Source organism: Pseudanabaena yagii GIHE-NHR1 (genome assembly GCF_012863495.1).
GTDB classification, from domain to species: domain Bacteria; phylum Cyanobacteriota; class Cyanobacteriia; order Pseudanabaenales; family Pseudanabaenaceae; genus Pseudanabaena; species Pseudanabaena yagii.
Window position 1 is genome coordinate 1560807 of record NZ_JAAVJL010000001.1, and the last position, 18294, is coordinate 1579100.

General features: G+C 43.8%; 10 protein-coding genes and 1 riboswitch. Of the genes, 8 read left to right on the top strand and 2 right to left on the bottom strand.

The window, feature by feature from the left end; all coding sequences use genetic code 11:
* Positions 1-300: 300 nt before the first annotated feature.
* Complete coding sequence (locus HC246_RS07310) at positions 301-6576, top strand: PAS domain S-box protein (protein ID WP_169362814.1); 6276 nt, start codon at positions 301-303, stop codon at positions 6574-6576.
* A gap of 563 nt (positions 6577-7139) precedes the next feature.
* Positions 7140-10955 (top strand): PAS domain S-box protein, encoded by a 3816-nt coding sequence (locus HC246_RS07315; protein WP_169362815.1) that lies wholly within the window; start codon positions 7140-7142, stop codon positions 10953-10955.
* On the opposite strand, the gene hisS is transcribed toward HC246_RS07315, so the two are convergent.
* Positions 10894-12189: a histidine--tRNA ligase gene (hisS, locus tag HC246_RS07320; protein WP_169362816.1), complete on the bottom strand. Its 1296-nt coding sequence runs from the start codon at positions 12187-12189 to the stop codon at positions 10894-10896. The genes HC246_RS07315 and hisS overlap by 62 nt on opposite strands.
* Positions 12190-12439: 250 nt before the next feature.
* On the opposite strand from hisS, the gene HC246_RS07325 reads away from it, so the two are divergent.
* The 5 genes from HC246_RS07325 to HC246_RS07345 all read left to right on the top strand — a co-directional run bounded on the left by HC246_RS07325 (position 12440) and on the right by HC246_RS07345 (position 16353).
* Positions 12440-12694 carry a hypothetical protein gene (locus tag HC246_RS07325; RefSeq protein ID WP_211167643.1) on the top strand — a complete coding sequence of 85 codons (255 nt, stop codon included), beginning with the start codon at positions 12440-12442 and terminating at the stop codon, positions 12692-12694.
* A gap of 127 nt (positions 12695-12821) precedes the next feature.
* Entirely contained in the window at positions 12822-13346 is a 525-nt protein-coding gene (locus tag HC246_RS07330) for a hypothetical protein (protein ID WP_169362817.1), read from the top strand.
* A 2-nt stretch (positions 13347-13348) separates the two neighbouring features.
* Complete coding sequence (locus tag HC246_RS07335) at positions 13349-14296, top strand: DNA polymerase III subunit delta' (RefSeq protein WP_318655916.1); 948 nt, start codon at positions 13349-13351, stop codon at positions 14294-14296.
* Between the two features lie 137 nt (positions 14297-14433).
* Positions 14434-15561 carry an ISAs1 family transposase gene (locus tag HC246_RS07340; protein ID WP_169362818.1) on the top strand — a complete coding sequence of 376 codons (1128 nt, stop codon included), beginning with the start codon at positions 14434-14436 and terminating at the stop codon, positions 15559-15561.
* Positions 15562-15626: 65 nt separating this feature from the next.
* Positions 15627-15797, top strand: a riboswitch (cobalamin riboswitch).
* A gap of 106 nt (positions 15798-15903) precedes the next feature.
* On the top strand, positions 15904-16353 hold the full coding sequence (locus HC246_RS07345) for a hypothetical protein (RefSeq protein WP_169362819.1): 450 nt from the start codon (positions 15904-15906) through the stop codon (positions 16351-16353).
* Between the two features lie 311 nt (positions 16354-16664).
* On the opposite strand, the gene HC246_RS07350 is transcribed toward HC246_RS07345, so the two are convergent.
* Positions 16665-16874, bottom strand: coding sequence for a chlorophyll a/b-binding protein (locus HC246_RS07350; protein ID WP_169362820.1), 210 nt, complete (start codon positions 16872-16874; stop codon positions 16665-16667).
* Between the two features lie 348 nt (positions 16875-17222).
* Between HC246_RS07350 and lpxD the strand changes: the two genes are divergently transcribed.
* Positions 17223-18284, top strand: coding sequence for a UDP-3-O-(3-hydroxymyristoyl)glucosamine N-acyltransferase (lpxD, locus tag HC246_RS07355; protein WP_169362821.1), 1062 nt, complete (start codon positions 17223-17225; stop codon positions 18282-18284).
* Positions 18285-18294 lie beyond the last annotated feature (10 nt).

The window sequence follows — 18294 nt, forward strand, 5'->3', positions numbered from 1 at the left end:
ATATTGGAGGATAGAACGGCTAGATTTACTAAGAGCGTGTTTGAGAAGTTTTAAATTAGCCCCCCTAGCCCCCCAATTCTGGGGGGAACCAGATTTAAGTCCCCCAAAATTGGGGGATTTAGGGGGCGGAAGTATTAACTTTAGACGAAAAATTTCTATTTGTTAACTTCTCAAACACGCTCTAAAATATGGCAAAAGCTAGGCATATATGGGGATTGAGCGCAATTCGCATAAACAAATTTAACTGAACTAATTTAACTAATTTTTTATAAATAGCTAAACATCTGGTGGTAAGCATCTGTGAACGTAACAACACTCACACCCTCTGAGTTGAAATTAGCAATTGTGCGGAATCCATTAGTAGTTACTCCTAATGTGATGGTCACAGATGCGATCGCCCAAATGACTAACGAGCGATCGCAATGTAATGTCTATGCAGGCATTAATCCGATCGATGAGCAACATGCAGAATTGCGCTCAAGTTGTGTGTTGGTAGTAGAAGATGGGCAGGTAATAGGCATTCTGACCGAACGCGATATCGTCCATCTCAGTGCCACATATATTTCCCTCGATCATCTGATCATCCGCGATGTGATGGCATCTCCAGTCTTCACCCTACAAGAGGAAAACTTTACAGACATCCTCCAGACAGTCAACTTACTTCAGCATCACCATGTCCGCCATTTGCCTGTCGTCGATGATCAAAATTGTGTTGTGGGTCTAATTACCCATGAAAGTTTGCGCCAAATCTTTAAACCCGTCAATCTCTTGCGTTTACGCATCGTTGCTGATGTGATGACCCAAGAGGTAATTTGTGCAGCCCCGACGAGTTCGATGCTAGAGATTGCCAAGCTGCTGTCAAAAAATCATGTCAGTTGTGTCATCATCGTCGAGCCAATTAGTCCCCACACTCAAAATTCATCTGAGCATCAATTACTACGCCCCGTGGGATTAGTCACAGAAAGGGATCTAGTGCAGTTTCAAGGATTGGGCTTAAACCTCTCAAATTGCACGGCAGAGGCGGTGATGAGTACGCCAGTTTTTGCGATCTCCCCCAATGATTCGCTATTGTCGGTGCAGGAGTTGATGGACAGGCAATTGATTCGTCGCTTAGCGGTCACGGGGCAACAAGGGGAGCTATTAGGAATTATTACTCAGAGCAGTTTGTTGCAGGCTCTTAATCCTCTAGAGCTATATAACTTAGCAGAGATTTTAGAAAGTAAGGTATTGCGTCTCGAAGCGGAGAAAATGGCGCTACTAGAAAACCGCAATACTGAGTTAGAGCAAGAAGTCGAAGTTCGCACCAAGACCTTAGTCACCAAAGCTGCAAGGGAAAAACTAGTCGCCGAAATTGCCGATCACATTCGCCACTCCTTCAATCTCCAAGAGATTTTGGATATCTGTGTGGCTGAAGTGCGCGAATTTATCAAGTGCGATCGCGTATTGGTGTATCAGTTTCAGCCTGACTGGAGTGGCATCATTCTCGCGGAATCAGTGGAGGATGGTGTAAGTGCTTCGTTAGGTAATCAGATTAATGACTTTTGTTTTCATGATCGGCCGATCGCTTTATATAACCAAAATCAATCCATCTTAGTAAATAACATCTATGCCGTCGGTTATAGCGCCTGTCATATTGAACAACTAGAAAGATATCAAGTTAAAGCAAATCTTGTTGTTCCGATTAACTTATCGGGTCAATTATGGGGACTATTAATCGCCCATCAATGTAATGACTATCGGCATTGGCTGAGTGATGACGCAAAGTTGTTACAGGATATTTCTGTACATTTAGCGATCGCTACTCAGCAATCCCTCGCCTATCAACAAGTTCAGAATCAATTAGCGGAATTAACCACATGGCGCAATCGCTACGAAGCCGCCGAACGAGCAAGTGGTCAAATGCTCTATGAATATAATTATGTGAATGATGCTATCGTTTGGGGGGCAAATGCTGAACTAATTACGGGTTATTCTCCTGCGTCAATGCCCAATACTTTTAATAATTGGCTAGCGTTGATTCATCCCGAAGATCAAGCCCATTTTCAGCAACTAGTCGAGCCATCCTTTACTAACAAAACACCATTTTTGGGGCAATATCGGATTAGACATCAAGCAGGTCATTACATTTGGGTGGAAGATCGTAATCAATGGTTGATGAATGGCGAAGGCGAAGGTATAGGTTTGGTGGGGATGATCGCGGATATTAGCGATCGCAAACAAGCAGAAGAGGCACTCAAGGCAAGTGAAGCCCATCAACGCGCTTTACTTCAGGCGATACCCGATTTATTTATGCGCGCTAATCGCGAAGGTATCTATTTAGAGTTCGCCAGTATTCCTGATCGGCATCGCATTGTGGGAAATTTAGCTGATATGCGGGGGACTCATGTATCAGAAACTCTCTCACCTGAAGCGGCACAACAACGCATGGAGTTTGTAGAGCGAGCATTGCAAACCCAGTCATTGCAGACCTATGAGCAGGATTTTTCGACAGAAGATAATATTCACATTGAAGAGGTGCGTGTCGTTCCCTATAACGAAAATGAAGTGCTATTACTCGCCCGCGACATCAGCGATCGCAAGATCAATGAGCTAAAACTTGCCAAGAGTGAAGCCCATTTACAAAAAATTGCCACAACTGTCCCGGGGATGCTCTATACCTTAGTGCAAAATCCTGATGGAGCTGTGGAGTTCACTTACATTAGTCCCCCCGCAGCAGAAATCTTAGAAATTGATATTGCTGAAGCCTTGGCTGATTCTAGTCTTCTCCTTAACCAAATACATCCTGATGACTTAGCTGGTTATATTGCAGCAGGCGAACAAAGTCGCGCTAATATGCAAAATTTTCAGCATGAATGGCGGATTATCACCCCATCAGGAAAAATAAAATGGTTACAAGCTAACGCCCAAATTGAAAGATTAGAGAATCAACAAGTTAGTTGGGTGGGAATCGTCTTAGATGTGACTGAACGCAAACAAGCCGAAAACGATCTCAAGCGCACTACTCAACTCTTTAGAGAAGCTCAGCGCATTGCCCATTGCGGAAATTGGGAACATAATTTAATTGAAAATACTGTGTATTGGTCGGATGAGGTTTTTCGGATCTTTGAGGTTGCTCCACAGCAAACTGTATCCTATGAAGTAGTTCTCAATGGGATACATCCTGATGATCGCGAAATAGTGGATAAGACCTATACAAAATCCATAAGCGATCGCATTCCCTACAACCTCGTCCATCGTCTGTTGATGCCCGACGGCAGAGTTAAATATGTACAGGCTCAATGTGAAACCCTGTATGCCAATGACGGTAGTCCTATCCGAGCGCAAGGAACAGTAATAGACATCACTAATCTAAAGGTGGCGGAATTAGAACTAGCAAGTATCAATGCTGAGCTAGAGGAGCGAGTCAACCGATTAGCCCAAGAACGTGAAACCCGCTATCGCATCCTCATGGATGGAGCCAGTGATGCGATTATATTAGCTGATACGCAAGGTTATATCTTAGAGGTCAACAGCAAGGCAGAAGAGCTATTGGGCTATAGCCGTGATGAGCTTGCCACCATGCACTTTAGTCAACTGCATCCTCCAGAGGATTTACCACATCTGATTAAGGCTTTTGAGCAATTCACCAAGCAAGAGATCGCTCAGGTATTTGATGTCAATTTCCTGAGTAAGAATGGAGAAGTCATTCCCGTTGATATTTCTGCTTCAGTAATCGAATTTGATGGCAAGCCAATCGCTCAAGGAATTTTCCGTGATATTCGCGATCGCAAAAAGATTGAACAAGCTTTACGCGAGAGTGAAATCCGCTTCCGTCGCGTGTTTGAGTCTAACATCGTCGGCATGATGTTTACCGACTTTGACGGTATCATTACCGATGCTAATGATCGTTTTTTGGAGATGCTTGGCTATACCAGAGCGGAACTAGAAGCAAAACAAATCAACTGGGCAACCATGACTCCACCTGAATATGCCCAACAGGATCTTGAGATCATCGCAAATTTAGAGAAACACCGTGTAAACGATCCCTTTGAAAAAGCTTACTATCACAAAGATGGGCATTTAGTCTATATTCTGCTTGCGGCGGCGTTACTATCTGAAAAAGATAGTAGTTGTGTCTGTTTAGCCGTAGATATTAGCGATCGCAAGCAAATAGAAGAACAACTTCAACTGCAAGCAAAGAAAAAACAATTACTCTTTAATATCACTAATGCCATTCGTCAGTCCCTGAATACTGAGGACATTCTCCATACAGCCGTAAATGAAGTAAGACAGCTATTAGAAGTAGATCGTGTTGCCATTTATCGTTTTCAGTCCGATTGGAGTGGTGAATTTATTATCGAATCTAGAGCCAATGGTTGGATAGAACTAGTAGGGGATGATGTTAACAAGATTTGGGAAGATACCTATCTCCAAGAAACCCAAGGTGGTCGCTTCCGTCACCATGAAACTATGACGGTGAATGATATTTATCAAGCTGGCTTACAACCATGCCATATTGACCTGCTAAAGCAATTTCAAGCCAGAGCCTATGTAATCACTCCTATTTTTGTGGGTGATAGGCTGTGGGGACTATTTGCGATGTATGACAATAGCAAGCCCCATGAATGGACTGCATTAGAAGTTGACCTATTAGAACAAATTGCCAGTCAATTAGCGATCGCGATCTACCAAGCCAATCTCTATCAACAAGTCCAAACAGAGCTAAAGATCCGTCAGCAAGCTGAAGCCGCTATTGCTCAACAACTCAACCAACAACGTACCTTAGGAGCAATTACTCAACGCATTCGCGAATCCCTCGATATCAACGAAATCCTTGCAACCGTAACCCAACAGGTCAAAGATGTCTTGCAATGCGATCGCGTAATTGTCTTCCGCCTCTATCACGATGGTCGCAGTCAAATTGTGGAAGAAAGAGTATCCAGTGAATTTGCTAGCCTCAAAAATCAGCATTGGGAAGATGAAGTTTGGTCTCAAGAAATTCTCGATTGCTACTGGCAAGGTCAGCCCCGCATTGTCCCTGATGTGATGAATGATATCTGGACAGATTGCTTAGTGGACTATTCCCGCGAAGGTCAGATCCAGTCGAAAATCGTCGCCCCCATCCTACAGGAGCTACATGATCGCGAAAATCATCGCTGGGTTGATGCTTCCCAAGGCAATAAACTTTGGGGGGTTTTAGTTGTCCATGCTTGCCAAGAAAAAAGGGTATGGCAGGATGCAGAAGCACAAGTACTCCAACAAATCGCCAACCAATTAGCGATCGCCATCCAGCAAGCAAGCCTATTTGAGCAAGTCCAACGCGAATTAAGCGATCGGCAAAAAGCTCAACAGCAACTAACGCGCACCAATCAACAATTAGCCCTCTCCAACGAAGAACTAGCCCGTGCGACCCGACTCAAAGACGAATTCCTCGCCAATATGAGCCATGAGTTGCGTACCCCTCTCAATGCGATTTTAGGTATCACCGAAGGTCTATGTGAGGAAGTATTTGGCAGTCTCAACGATCAACAAAAAAATGTCTTACAAACAATTGAAAAGAGCGGCAACCATTTATTAGAACTTATCAATGACATTCTCGATCTCGCTAAAATCGAATCGGGCGAAGTGACCTTAGAAGTTACATCAACCAATATTCGTCAACTCTGTCAAGCTAGCGTAGTTTTTATCAACCAACAAGCACTCCAAAAGCAATTACAACTGACTCTAAATATTGGTTCTCAACTGCCAGATCTAATTATCGACGAGCGTCGTATTCGCCAAGTCTTAATTAATCTCCTCAACAATGCTGTAAAATTTACTCCATCGGGGGGACGTATCAGCTTAGATGTAAATCTAGAATCCAATCCTAGTAACAATATTGATGCCAATATCAATGATAGTAGTCATGGTAATGTCAAATATTGGGTAACATTTACAATAACTGATACGGGCATAGGCATTACACCTGAAAATCTGAAAAAATTATTTCAGCCCTTTATCCAAGTTGATAGCGCTCTTAACCGCCAATATGAAGGTACTGGCTTAGGTTTAGCTCTAGTCAAACGTATTGTCGAGCTGCATGGCGGTTATGTTAACGCATCTAGCGAATTCGGGGTGGGCAGTCGTTTTATGATTTCACTTCCCTATCTCGCTGACACTCTACCTTCCAACCTTACCCAATCATCCCCAGAACCCGTAGAACCTATGTCCATCACTGATAATAACGACGATACCATTGCCCCGCCACTAATTTTATTAGCAGAAGATAACGAAGCAAATATCGTTACTATTTCTGCGTACCTGCAAGCAAAGGGCTATCGGCTGATTATTGCAAAGGATGGTAGAGAGGCGGTTGATTTGGTGCTCTCAGAGGAGCCAGATTTAGTTTTGATGGATATCCAAATGCCCAGTATGGACGGCATCGAAGCCATCAAACTAATCCGTAGCAAGAATCTACTGGACTTACCGATTATTGCCCTGACTGCTCTAGCGATGGCAGGCGATCGCGAAAAATGTCTAGAAGCAGGTGCAACTGACTATATGAGCAAACCCATCAAACTCAAGCAACTCGCCACCACAATTCAACAGCATTTATAGTCAAAATATGCGTCGCTTCGTGCCGCATATTTTGATTTAGCAGTCTATTCGAGAACCGTGAATGCGATCGCACCTCACAAATGGCGCAAAACGAGAAAAATCGCAGAGCGATTTTTCTCGTTTTGCATTTTCGTTGAACATATGTTTGAGAAGTAATTTGCGTCATCAATCTCTCATATAGCAATGTAAGTTTTGCCTAGAACATAAAACCCAAATAAGTGAAGGCGGCACGAAGTGCCGCCTTCACTTATTTGGGTTTTGATTTGTCCTAGCTATCTCTTAAATATTGCTCTAAAACATCTACAACATAAATTTTGTGACGCAATCTCCCAAAGGAATACTTGTGTGACAATATGTTCAATATGCAAATAAGATACAGTCCACTGAGAATCTATCTGTACAGTTAGCAGTAATTCTTAAATTACTCCCATGTTGATCATGTGCATTTTGGAGTGCAAAGTGCTATATCTATGTTGAGTAAAGAGTTGAGCGAATAAACCGAAGAAATTTATTCAGCATATGCCCTTTAAATACATCCTCTTTTCTTCATCCACATGGGATTTATGAGAGCTAACTTATCGGTCAGTAATTCATCCAAAATCAGGATTTTATATGTAGAGGATGACCGTCTTGATTGCATTGCCTTCACTAGATATGTGAAGCAATCTCAATTACCCTATGAATATACGCTGGTTGGCTCAGTTGCCGAAGCTTTAGCGATTCTCGAAAGTCAAAAATTTCAGATTGTAGTTTTAGACTATTTATTGCGAGATGGTTATTCTTCTGAAATTTTTCCCACGCTCCAATCCCAACATTGCCCCTTTATCATCTTGACAGGTAGAGGTGATGAGGAAACTGCCATAAAGCTCATGAATCAAGGGGCATCTGACTATCTAATTAAAGATTCTGAGCATAACTATCTCAAGATTTTACCCATCTCCATAGAGAAAACTCTGAATCGCCATCAAATCGAGCGGCGGCTAAATCTGCTTAATCGAGCAATGCAGAGCATTGAAGATGGAATCTACATTATTGATGAATCGGGTCTTTTACAATTTATCAACGATAGCCTTGCGAAACTCAGCAATATTTCTGCTCAAGAGGCGATCGGTCAACCAGTTAGCGTATTAGCACAACCGCAACTGGAGAGATGGCTGAATTCTTTTGATACCTGTCCTATATCTGGTAACACGATAGAAGGTCAAATTGAGATGTATCGCAACGATGGCACATCTTTTTTCGCCTTAATCTCGGAATCTTGTGTCCAAGAGCAGTCTTGCTTCAATAGAGTTGGGTTAATTCGTGATATTACCCCTTTGAAGCAAATTGAAATCGATTTAAGAAATTCTCAAGAGAATTTAGAGGAAACTGTTTGGAAACGGACAAGTCAACTAGAGAAAGCGATCGCTAATTTGCTGCAGGAAAATCAAGAGCGCTTAAAAATGGAGGCATCACTGCGAGAGAGTCACGATCTCCTCCAAAAACAGCAGGAATTCTTCCGTTTAGTCATTGATAGCAATCCCAACTTTATTTTTATCAAAGACTGGGAAGGGCGTTTTGTCCTAGCTAATAAAGCCGTAGCCGAATTTAATAACACGACTGTTGAGGAAATCTTAGGCAAAACCGATGCAGAACTGCACATCAGCTCTGAAGAATCGGATCGCTATCTTCGCGAGAATCGGCTAGTGATTGAAACTCAACAGAACCTATTTCTCTCCGAAGAAAAAGCTTATCGAGAACATATTGGTGAGCAATGGCAGCAATGGCAAAAGCGTCCAATTCGTCTACCCAACTCAGATGCGATCGGGGTTTTAGGAGTTGGGATTAGCATTGATGAAATCAAAAAAATCGAAACTTCCTTACGTGAAAGTCAGCAGATTTTTGCATCCTTAGCCGAAGCAGCGCCTGTGGGAATTTTTCGCACAGATCAGATCGGGGACTGTATTTACGTTAACGATCGCTGGTGTCAAATTGCAGGACTCAATGCCGAAGAAGTTGCCGGCGGTAACTGGGCAAGAGCCTTGCATCCTGACGATCGCGAGATGGTTGCTGCCGCATGGTATGAAGCTGTGCAAGCCAATCGTCCATTTAAGCTTGAGTGTCGTTTTTTGCGCCCAGATGGGGTGACGACTTGGGTGTTTTCGCAAGCTTTAGCGGAGCGCAATATCCACGGCGAAATCATCGGCTATGTGGGGACGATTACAGATATTAGCGATCGTAAAAGAGCGGAGTTAACTCTCCAAAAAATTATCACTGGAACTGCTGCCGTTACTGGGGAAGACTTTTTCCCTGCTCTAGTACGTCACATTGCCGAAGCCTTAGATATCAGCTATGCAATAATTACGGAACTCGTCGAAGATCATCTCCAGACCTTAGGATTTTGGGCAAATGGAAGCTTACAGCCTGCAATTTCCTATATACCAGCACGTACTCCCTGCGAAATTTCTTTGCAAGAAGGGGAATATCATTGTGAGCAATGCGTTCAAGCCCTTTTCCCAGAGGACTTTGACCTTGTGATGATGAATGCTGAAAGCTATTTAGGTATATCTCTCAGAGATGAACATGGTAATGGGATTGGCAACCTTTGTATTTTAGATACCAAACCCATATCAGAACATAAGCGTGCTGAATCAATCTCCATTTTGCAGGTATTTGCGGCAAGAGCCTCTGCCGAATTGCAGCGCAAAACAGCTAATGACAGACTCCAGCGCTGGAACCAAGATTTAGAAATGCGGGTGCAACAGCGTACCAAAGAACTGCAAGAGCGAGAACAATTTCTCAAAACAGTATTAGATACTTTCCCACTATTTGTATTTTGGAAAGATCGCGAATTGGCTTATTTAGGTTGCAATCAAAAATTTGCGATATCGGCTGGAGTCGCAGATTCTACGGCAGTTATTGGCAAAACAGACTACGAGATGCCTTGGGCAGAGACGGAAGCGGATCTTTATCGTAAGGACGATGCCTCAGTGATCGCCAGTGGTAGCACCAAACTGGGCATTATCGAAACCCAACATCGCCCAGATGGACAGACGATCTGGTTAGAGACGAACAAATTGCCCTTGAGAGATCTCCAAGGCGAAATAATTGGCGTATTGGGAACCTATCAAGACATTAGCGATCGCAAACATGCAGAGGAGAAACTACGACAAACTAATGATCAACTAATGCGTGCAACCCGACTCAAGGATGAATTTCTCGCCAACATGAGTCATGAACTTCGCACGCCGTTAAATGCGATTTTAGGCATGACCGAAAGCTTGCAAGAAGAGATTTTTGGGGCAGTAACTCCAGAACAAATTAAAGCTCTACAACTCATTGAAACAAGTGGAAACCATCTCCTATCGCTGATCGATGACATTCTGGATTTATCAAAAATCGAAGCGGGACAAATCACCTTAGATTTAAAGACTACTTCCATTGATAGTTTATGTAGTTCGAGCCTATCATTTGTTCAGCAACAGTCTCTCCAGAAGCACATTCATATAGAAACTAAATTCAGTCAGGATCTACCAGAAATTCGCGTCGATGAGCGTCGTATCCGTCAGGTATTAATTAATTTGCTCAATAATGCCGTCAAATTCACTCCAGAAGGTGGAAAAATCACTATAGAAGTTACTAGTTTAGAGATCGCTTCCCATGATGATGCTCAAACCCCACAGAAATTCCTACGCATTGCTGTGAGAGATACTGGCATTGGCATTGCTCCCGACAACATCGAAAAGCTATTTCAACCCTTTGTCCAAATCGATAGCGCCCTCAATCGTAAATATAATGGCACTGGCTTAGGACTTGCCCTCACCAAACGGATCATCGAGTTACATGGCGGTTGGGTAGATTTAACTAGTGAGTTGGGTGTAGGTAGTTGCTTTGCGATCAACCTGCCCTATCCCCATACATCACTACCTTTAACCGAAGAAAAGCAACCGTCATCCCTAGACACAAGCCTTGAGTTAGTTCCCGCTGAAACAGATTCTGCAAAAACCAAGAGTAAAACTGAATCTTTACCCCTAATTCTGCTTGCAGAAGATAACGACATCAACATCATGCCTATTTCCAATTATCTCAAAGCCAAGGGCTATCGGATGATCATCGCCAAAGATGGCAAGGAAGCTGTGGATCTGGTGTTATCAGCACAACCAGACTTAGTATTGATGGATATCCAAATGCCCAAGATGAATGGCATTGAAGCGATTAAACTTCTCCGCAGTCATAATTTGAATGACCTACCAATCATCGCCGTGACAGCCCTGAATACACCAGAGGATCGCGCCAGATGTTTAGATGCTGGCGCAAATGAATATCTTGCTAAGCCTGTCAAGCTGAAGCAATTGGAGACGATGATTCAAAGCTTGTTGCTCGCAAGGACTCAAATTTAGTACTGAGATCAGCGATCGCCACGGCTTCCTGCTCACCTGATTCTAGCCACTTGATTTGGACTTGACCAGCTTCAATCTCGCTATCACCAATGACGACAGCAGCTTGAGCATTCGCATTACTGGCGCGTTTGAACTGTTTATCGAACTTAGCGCCACTGAGATCGAGTTCCACGGTAAATCCTGCTTTACGGAGCGTTTGAGCAATAGATAGAGATTTTGCTTCCGCTTGTTCGCCACGCGAGACAATGTAGAAATCAACTTGCGATCGCTTTTGTTCGGCAACCTGTTGCATGAGAATGACTAAACGCTCTAAGCCGATCGCCCAGCCGACCGCAGGCACATCCGCGCCGCCGAGTTCGGCAATTAAGCGATCGTAGCGACCACCACCACAGACTGCGGACTGTGCGCCGAGTTGGTTGGATTGAATCTCGAAGGCAGTGCGGGTGTAGTAGTCGAGACCACGCACAAGACGGGGATTAATGCGATAGGAGATCTTCAAATCCGTTAAGAGATTTTGGACTTTCTCGAAATGTTGCTGGGAGTCAGGACTTAAATAATCGAGAATGCTCGGTGCATCTTGAGAGATTTCTTGAGTGCGCTTATCTTTGCTATCGAGAATGCGGAGAGGATTACGGGTGAGGCGATCGCGAGAATCCGCATCAATTTCCTCAACAAAAGGCGTGAAATAGTCCACCAGAGCTTGACGATAGGCAACCCGATCTTCGGAACTACCGACCGAGTTAAGGTCAACCACGAGATCGGTTAAACCGACAGCTTGCAAAAAGTCACTCGCGATCGCGATCGCTTCCGCATCAGCACGCGGATCGGCACTTCCTAATACTTCCACCCCTAATTGATGAAATTGACGCTGACGACCAGCTTGAGGGCGCTCATAGCGAAACATTGCCCCCATATACCAAAGACGCTGAACCCCACCTTGAGCAAACAATTTGTTTTCGATATAGGATCGCGCCACCCCTGCTGTCCCTTCAGGGCGCAAAGTCAAAGAGCGATCGCCACGATCATTAAAGGTATACATTTCTTTGCCGACAATATCAGTGGCTTCACCGATGCCCCGCGCAAATAGCTCAGTTGCTTCAAAAATGGGGGTACGAATTTCGGTATAGGCGGCTTGCTTAAGGATTTGACGCGCAGTTGTCTCTAACTGCTGCCAGGAATAAATTTCGGGGGCGAGGATATCGCGAGTGCCGCGTGTGACCTGAAGTGAAGACATGGATACTAACGTGTGATTTACAGGAAACTGTGATGTTATTCCAGAATACAGAGTTTTTGGTCATCAAAACTTCAATATTTGTTGAAAGTATTGCAAAGCAATCGTTTCTCGCAAATAGGAGGAGACACAAAGCTGCCATGCTTTAGGGTTTAGCAAGATTGTGATCGCACTGTACATTCAGACGGTAACAAATCTAGGTAAAATCTGCATAGTGCCAGTTAATCTCAGCTAGTTAATTTAAACAGTCCTTATGCCAGAAGATAACGCGAACGACCAGCAAACAACCCAAGCGGCTAATGAAGCAGTATTTAATGAGGTGCTAAAAAGTGTAGAAATCGATCCTGCTTTGCTAGCGGAACTCGGTGAAGTGACCAATGATCCTGAACAGGCGATCGATACCGCAATCCGTCAATGGCTACAACGTCGTGCCATCAAGGAAGCTGATCGCTCTCGTCCCTTGACCATGAACCCTGTTGTGCCCCCCCGTGGTGAGTGGAATGACTAAGAGCATTAACCAATGCTCTAATTTTTGCTAATTTTCTCAATCCAAACCCAAGACTGATTCGCAATGCTGCGTAGGCTGATCCCAAAGATTTATGTTTGAATTCTTGATACAAAACAAGCTACTCGTGATGATTGGGCTATCTCAATTTGGATTAGTCCTCATGATGTTCATTATCATTAATCTTAGTCAGCGCAAGCTAGGCAAGTCGAATATGAGCAACAATAGCCTTAAATCCAACACCAATCCCACGTCATCTGCGGCGATCGCCGCCAGTCGGCTCAATGCTATTCTCAAACCCATAGATCATCTCGAAGGTGACACATCCAGTATTCGCAATATTAATGAGCTAAATACGTCAATTTCAATTGATTTACCAGAATTAATCACAGATATGCAGAACGAGACAGGCGATCGCCCTGACGCTAACCCTGAATCTGATATGTACAAAGTAGCGATTTCCCCAGATTTATTCACAGAATTGTTGGAAATCTCGAATAATCCTGCGGAAACAGTTGATGAGGCAATTCGCTGGTGGTTACGTCGTCGCACTTTAAATGCCCTAGAGACATCCATCGATCGCGATCGCCGCGATCGCCTTAGTTCGAGGTCATATAGCTCCAAGCGATCGCAGCAAGATTTGTGGAATGACTAGCTGTGAGTGCGCTCAGTACAGGCTTAACCTCGCCCTTTGATATTGTCGTTGGGCAATCACAAGCTATCACTTTACTAAAAGCTGCCATCAAACGCGATCGCATTGCCCCCGCCTACTTATTTGCAGGTGCAAGTGGTGTGGGGCGCAGTAAAACCGCTTCGGCATTTGCGGAAATTTTATTAGGCGATCGCAAATCCGCAAATCGACTCAGCGATCGGAATCATCCTGATTTACTCTGGGTCGAGCCAACCTATTTAGATAAGGGCAAAATGCTCACAGCTAAGGAAGCAGAGGCAGCAGGGTTAAAACGTCGAGCCTTGCCCCAGATCCGCATTGAGCAAATTAGGGAAATTAGCGAATTTGTCAGCCGTGCCCCCCTCGAATGTAAGCGATCAGTTGTGATTATCGAAGAAGCACAATCAATGGCAGAATCCGCCGCTAATAGCCTCCTAAAAACCCTCGAAGAACCTCTCTACGCCACAATTATCTTGATTGTTCCCGATGCAGGCTCGATTTTGCCCACGCTGGTTTCACGCTGTCAACGCATTCCTTTCACCAGACTGAATCAAGCTCAAATGCAGGAAGTTCTCACCCGTGAAGGACATACAGACATCCCCGCCGATGTGGTTGCCCTCGCTCAAGGTTCCGCAGGACAGGCGATCGATTCTTTTGAGAGATTTAAAAGTATTCCCATCGAATTATTAAACTCCGTGCGCCAAATTCCTCAAGATGCCCGTAGTGCAATGGCGATCGCCAAACAAATTACAAAAGAGTTAGAAGTCGATTTGCAGCTTTGGCTGATTGACTATTTACAAAACTATTTCTGGGAACAACAAAAATCGAAATCAATCTTGCAACATCTCGATAAAGCAAGAGAATTAATTGCTCGCTATGTCCAGCCTCGACTAGTTTGGGAAGTAACACTGCTACAAATTGCAGGCAAGATTTAACGATATAAGTAAACTTAAAGCACAGACCTTTGTATTGCTCACTAAGAGTTGAAACAGGGTTTGAGAGAGGGGTTGCACAGGGCAACCGCATAAAAAAGTGAATAAAATTAGGAGAAAATAACAAAAGTAAAACAGCAATGAATAACCCTATCGAAGTCAGTTTACTAAGACACTTTGAAGGAGTAGAAGACCCGCGAGATAATCGAGGGAAAGAGCATAACTTGCTAGACATAATCGTAATCGCAATTTGCGCGGTGATAAGTGGGGGAGAAAACTGGGAAGATATAGCGCTATTTGGAGCATCAAAACAAGAATGGCTGGGGACATTTCTTGAACTACCGAATGGGATACCCTGTGATGACACATTTGCAAGAGTGTTTGCACGAGTGAACCCGCAACAGATGCAAAATAGCTTCATCAGTTGGGTGAAATCAGTAAGTCAAGCGCTGCAGGGAGAGGTAGTAGCCATTGATGGCAAAACCTTGAGACAATCCTACGACCGAGGAGCAGACAAAGGCGCAATTCACATGGTGAGTGCATGGGCAAGCGCAAATCGGTTGATATTAGGTCAATGCAAAGTCGATGAAAAATCCAACGAAATCACCGCCATACCAGAGTTATTAAAACTGCTGGAAATTAAAGGTTGTATTGTGACGATTGACGCAATGGGCTGCCAGAAAGAAATAGCTAGCCAAATCGTGCAACAAGGAGCCGATTATGTCTTAGCGCTCAAAGGTAATCAGGGAGGACTATTTGAAGATGTGCAGTGGTTATTTGAGCAAGCTATAAACACTGATTTTGTGGATGTAGACCATGACTTTTGCCAGTCCATAGATAAAGGACATGGGCGTTTAGAAATTCGACGTTGTTGGACTTTATCTAACTTGGATTACCTGACTCAATTGCCTCTATGGGCTGGTTTACAGACTATTGCCTTAGTTCAAAGTGAACGCAGAATCAATGGGAAAGTCTCCACTGAAAATCGCTACTACATTTCTAGCTTGCCTTCTAATGCTGCTCTTATTGCCAATGCTGTTCGTACTCATTGGTCGATTGAAAATTCCTTGCATTGGGTTTTAGATGTCTCTTTTCACGAAGATGCTTCCCGTATTCGCAAAGATAATTCTCCTGAAAATATGGCGATGCTGCGTCACTTTGCTCTTAATCTCTTAAGTCGCGATAAGTCTTCTAAGTTCAGTATGCGGGCGAAACGTAATAAGGCGGCTTGGGATCTGGCTTATCTAATTCATCTCCTTAACCTTTGACTTTTTTATGCGGTTGCCCTGAGGGGTTGCATAGCAACCCCTCTCTCAAACCCCAAAAGTGCTATGATGAAAACCCAGATTTCGGTTTTAGTGAAGAGCAGTCACTAAAAGTAATGGGGAAAGTTTGGTGCAAGTCCAGCGCTGTCCCGCAACTGTGATTTTGATCTATCTAAGAACTCCGAGTTTTACGATAGATGTAAAAGAGTCAGAATGCCCGCCGAATCGCATCTCCACATAAATCTACATCTACGAGGTTATAGATGATGAGTCCATATTTTTACAAATGGGAACGAAATTCCATTCTGACTTACAAATTCAACTTGCAGCAATGGAGACTTGTCCATGAAGCTTAAAGATAGTGACTGGCAAGGGAATTTTGGGTACTGGCAAAAAAGCTTTATTCACAACAACCTCATGATGATTGGCTATGCTGCATGGAGAGGCTTTTTGCAACATGGTCGCGGAGTTGTGATTTGTGAGGTAGATCGCCAAGCGATCGCTCCCAGTAATACAGGTTTAACGGTTACACCATTTCAATCGCAATTCATTGCTGAGCAAGAATTAGTTACCTCAATCCAAGCATTTTCTCTCGATCAAGAGCTAATCTCTGTACTCGCACAAGCAATCGGCAACTATGCACCCGATCGCGAAATTGTTCTGCTGATGAAAATGGAAGAACATATCGAAATCAATCTTTTTCAGAATCTCAAAATTTTTCCACCCGACTGCTATTCGCAAGTTAGTCGTCGTTGGGAAGAGTTTCAGCCTTGCCTAGAAACTCAAACTCGATGATAGAAGTTTTCCACAATTACACAGGTAATTGTGGAAAACTTCTATCATCATTTGCAAGCTGAAACCGAACTGAAGTTATTTACTGATGTTAAGTGGAACCCTCATCCCCCAACCCCTTCTCCCGCAGGAGAAGGGGAGCAAAACCCATATTATTTTCTTGTTCCCCTCTCCTGCGGGAGAGGGGCTAGGGGTGAGGGCTTTACAACCTTCCACGTAACACCAGTTATTTAATCAAAAATCCCCACCAAAAGGCAGGGATGAAGAATCGTTTTTACTTAGTCTTAAACACTTTGATTGGAAACAGGAAAAGTCTATAGATTCCCCAACCACCAAATCAACCCATGCCCCGTAGATACTTCAAGAATAAGGAGAGAGACAAAACCAATCATGGCAAGTCTACCGTTTAGTAATTCTGCATAAGGAGTGAAACCAGCTTTGTCGGTATCTTCGACATACATCTTTGGTTCAACTGCGAAGTTATTGAGAACACCTCTTTCATCAACTCTGTAACTGTTAGCCATTGCATTAACCTGTGTGTTAGTTCCTTATGTAAAGAAATATAACAAAATATTTCGAGATGTTAATCTAGCTAAAGACATGGATGACAGATTGGCTGCACCTATACAAAGAGGTATGCAAAAAGATGAGCCTATCTACTTAAGCACCAGCTCTGCTAGTGCTTAAGTAGATAGGCATAATTAAAAAACAGAATCAAAACCTTGCTAAGCAAGGTTTTGATTCTGTTAGTTAAGAAATAGTTTGCCACGCAAACTATCTCTTAACTCATGTTTTAAATATCACTAACACTACCTGCTTGGGCACAATTAAGTATTATGGTAATCGCGCATTCTTGATACGACATCAGATCCATGACACAAACAATTTCTTTCAAACTCTCGGAACTTGCAGCCGAGTTTGTCGCTACCCTACCCGATTGTCGATTTGAATCCGATGGCGATGATCCGATTATTACAGGTGTCGCCGCGATCGATAAGGCGCAATCTGGAGAAATTACCTTTGTGTCTTCATCGAAATTTGTCGCCCGCCTGAAGGATACTCAAGCCAGTGCCGTGATTCTCGATCTGAAAACCCCGTCACCTCTGCCCTGTATCCGTACCGCGCATCCTCGTATTCTCTTTGCCAAGGTTCTCGAAAAGTTTTATCAACCACCTACGCCGCCCGTTGGCATTCATCCCACAGCGATTTTGGGAGAAGATGTGCAACTAGGAGCAAATGTCGCGATCGCACCCTATGTCGTCATTAGCGATCGCGTTAAAATTGGCGATAACGTCACGATTTATCCCCATGTCACCATATATAACGATGTGGAAATTGGTGCAAATACGACGATTCATGCCAATTGTGTAATTAGCGATCGCACCCAAATCGGCGCAAATTGCTTATTCCATCCCAGCACTGTGCTTGGTGGCGATGGTTTTGGTTTTGAGATATCCCCCAATGGGACTTGGTACAAAGTTCCGCAAATTGGTCATGTCATTATTGAAGACAATGTGGAACTAGGTTGTTCCTGCGCTGTTGATCGTCCAGCCGTTGGCGTTACTGTCATTCGTAAAGGCTCAAAACTGGATAACTTTGTGCAAATCGGTCATGGAGTGGAAGTAGGAGCACATTCTGTTCTTGCCTCACAGGTGGGCTTAGCGGGTGGTGTTACGCTTGGTCATCATGTGGTGATGGCAGGACAGGTTGGCGCAGCAAATCATATCCACATTGGCGATGGCGCAATCATCGGCGCAAAGTCAGGCATTCCGAGTGATGTTCCCGCAGGTGTGACAATGATGGGCTATCCTGTGGTTCCCGAAAAGGACTGGAAGCGAATTGTCATTTCTGAGCGTCAACTTCCTGATTTGTTGCATACCGTTCGCAAGTTGGAAAAGAGAATTGCCGAACTAGAAGCAAAACTTGCTGATTAATCTATCGAGA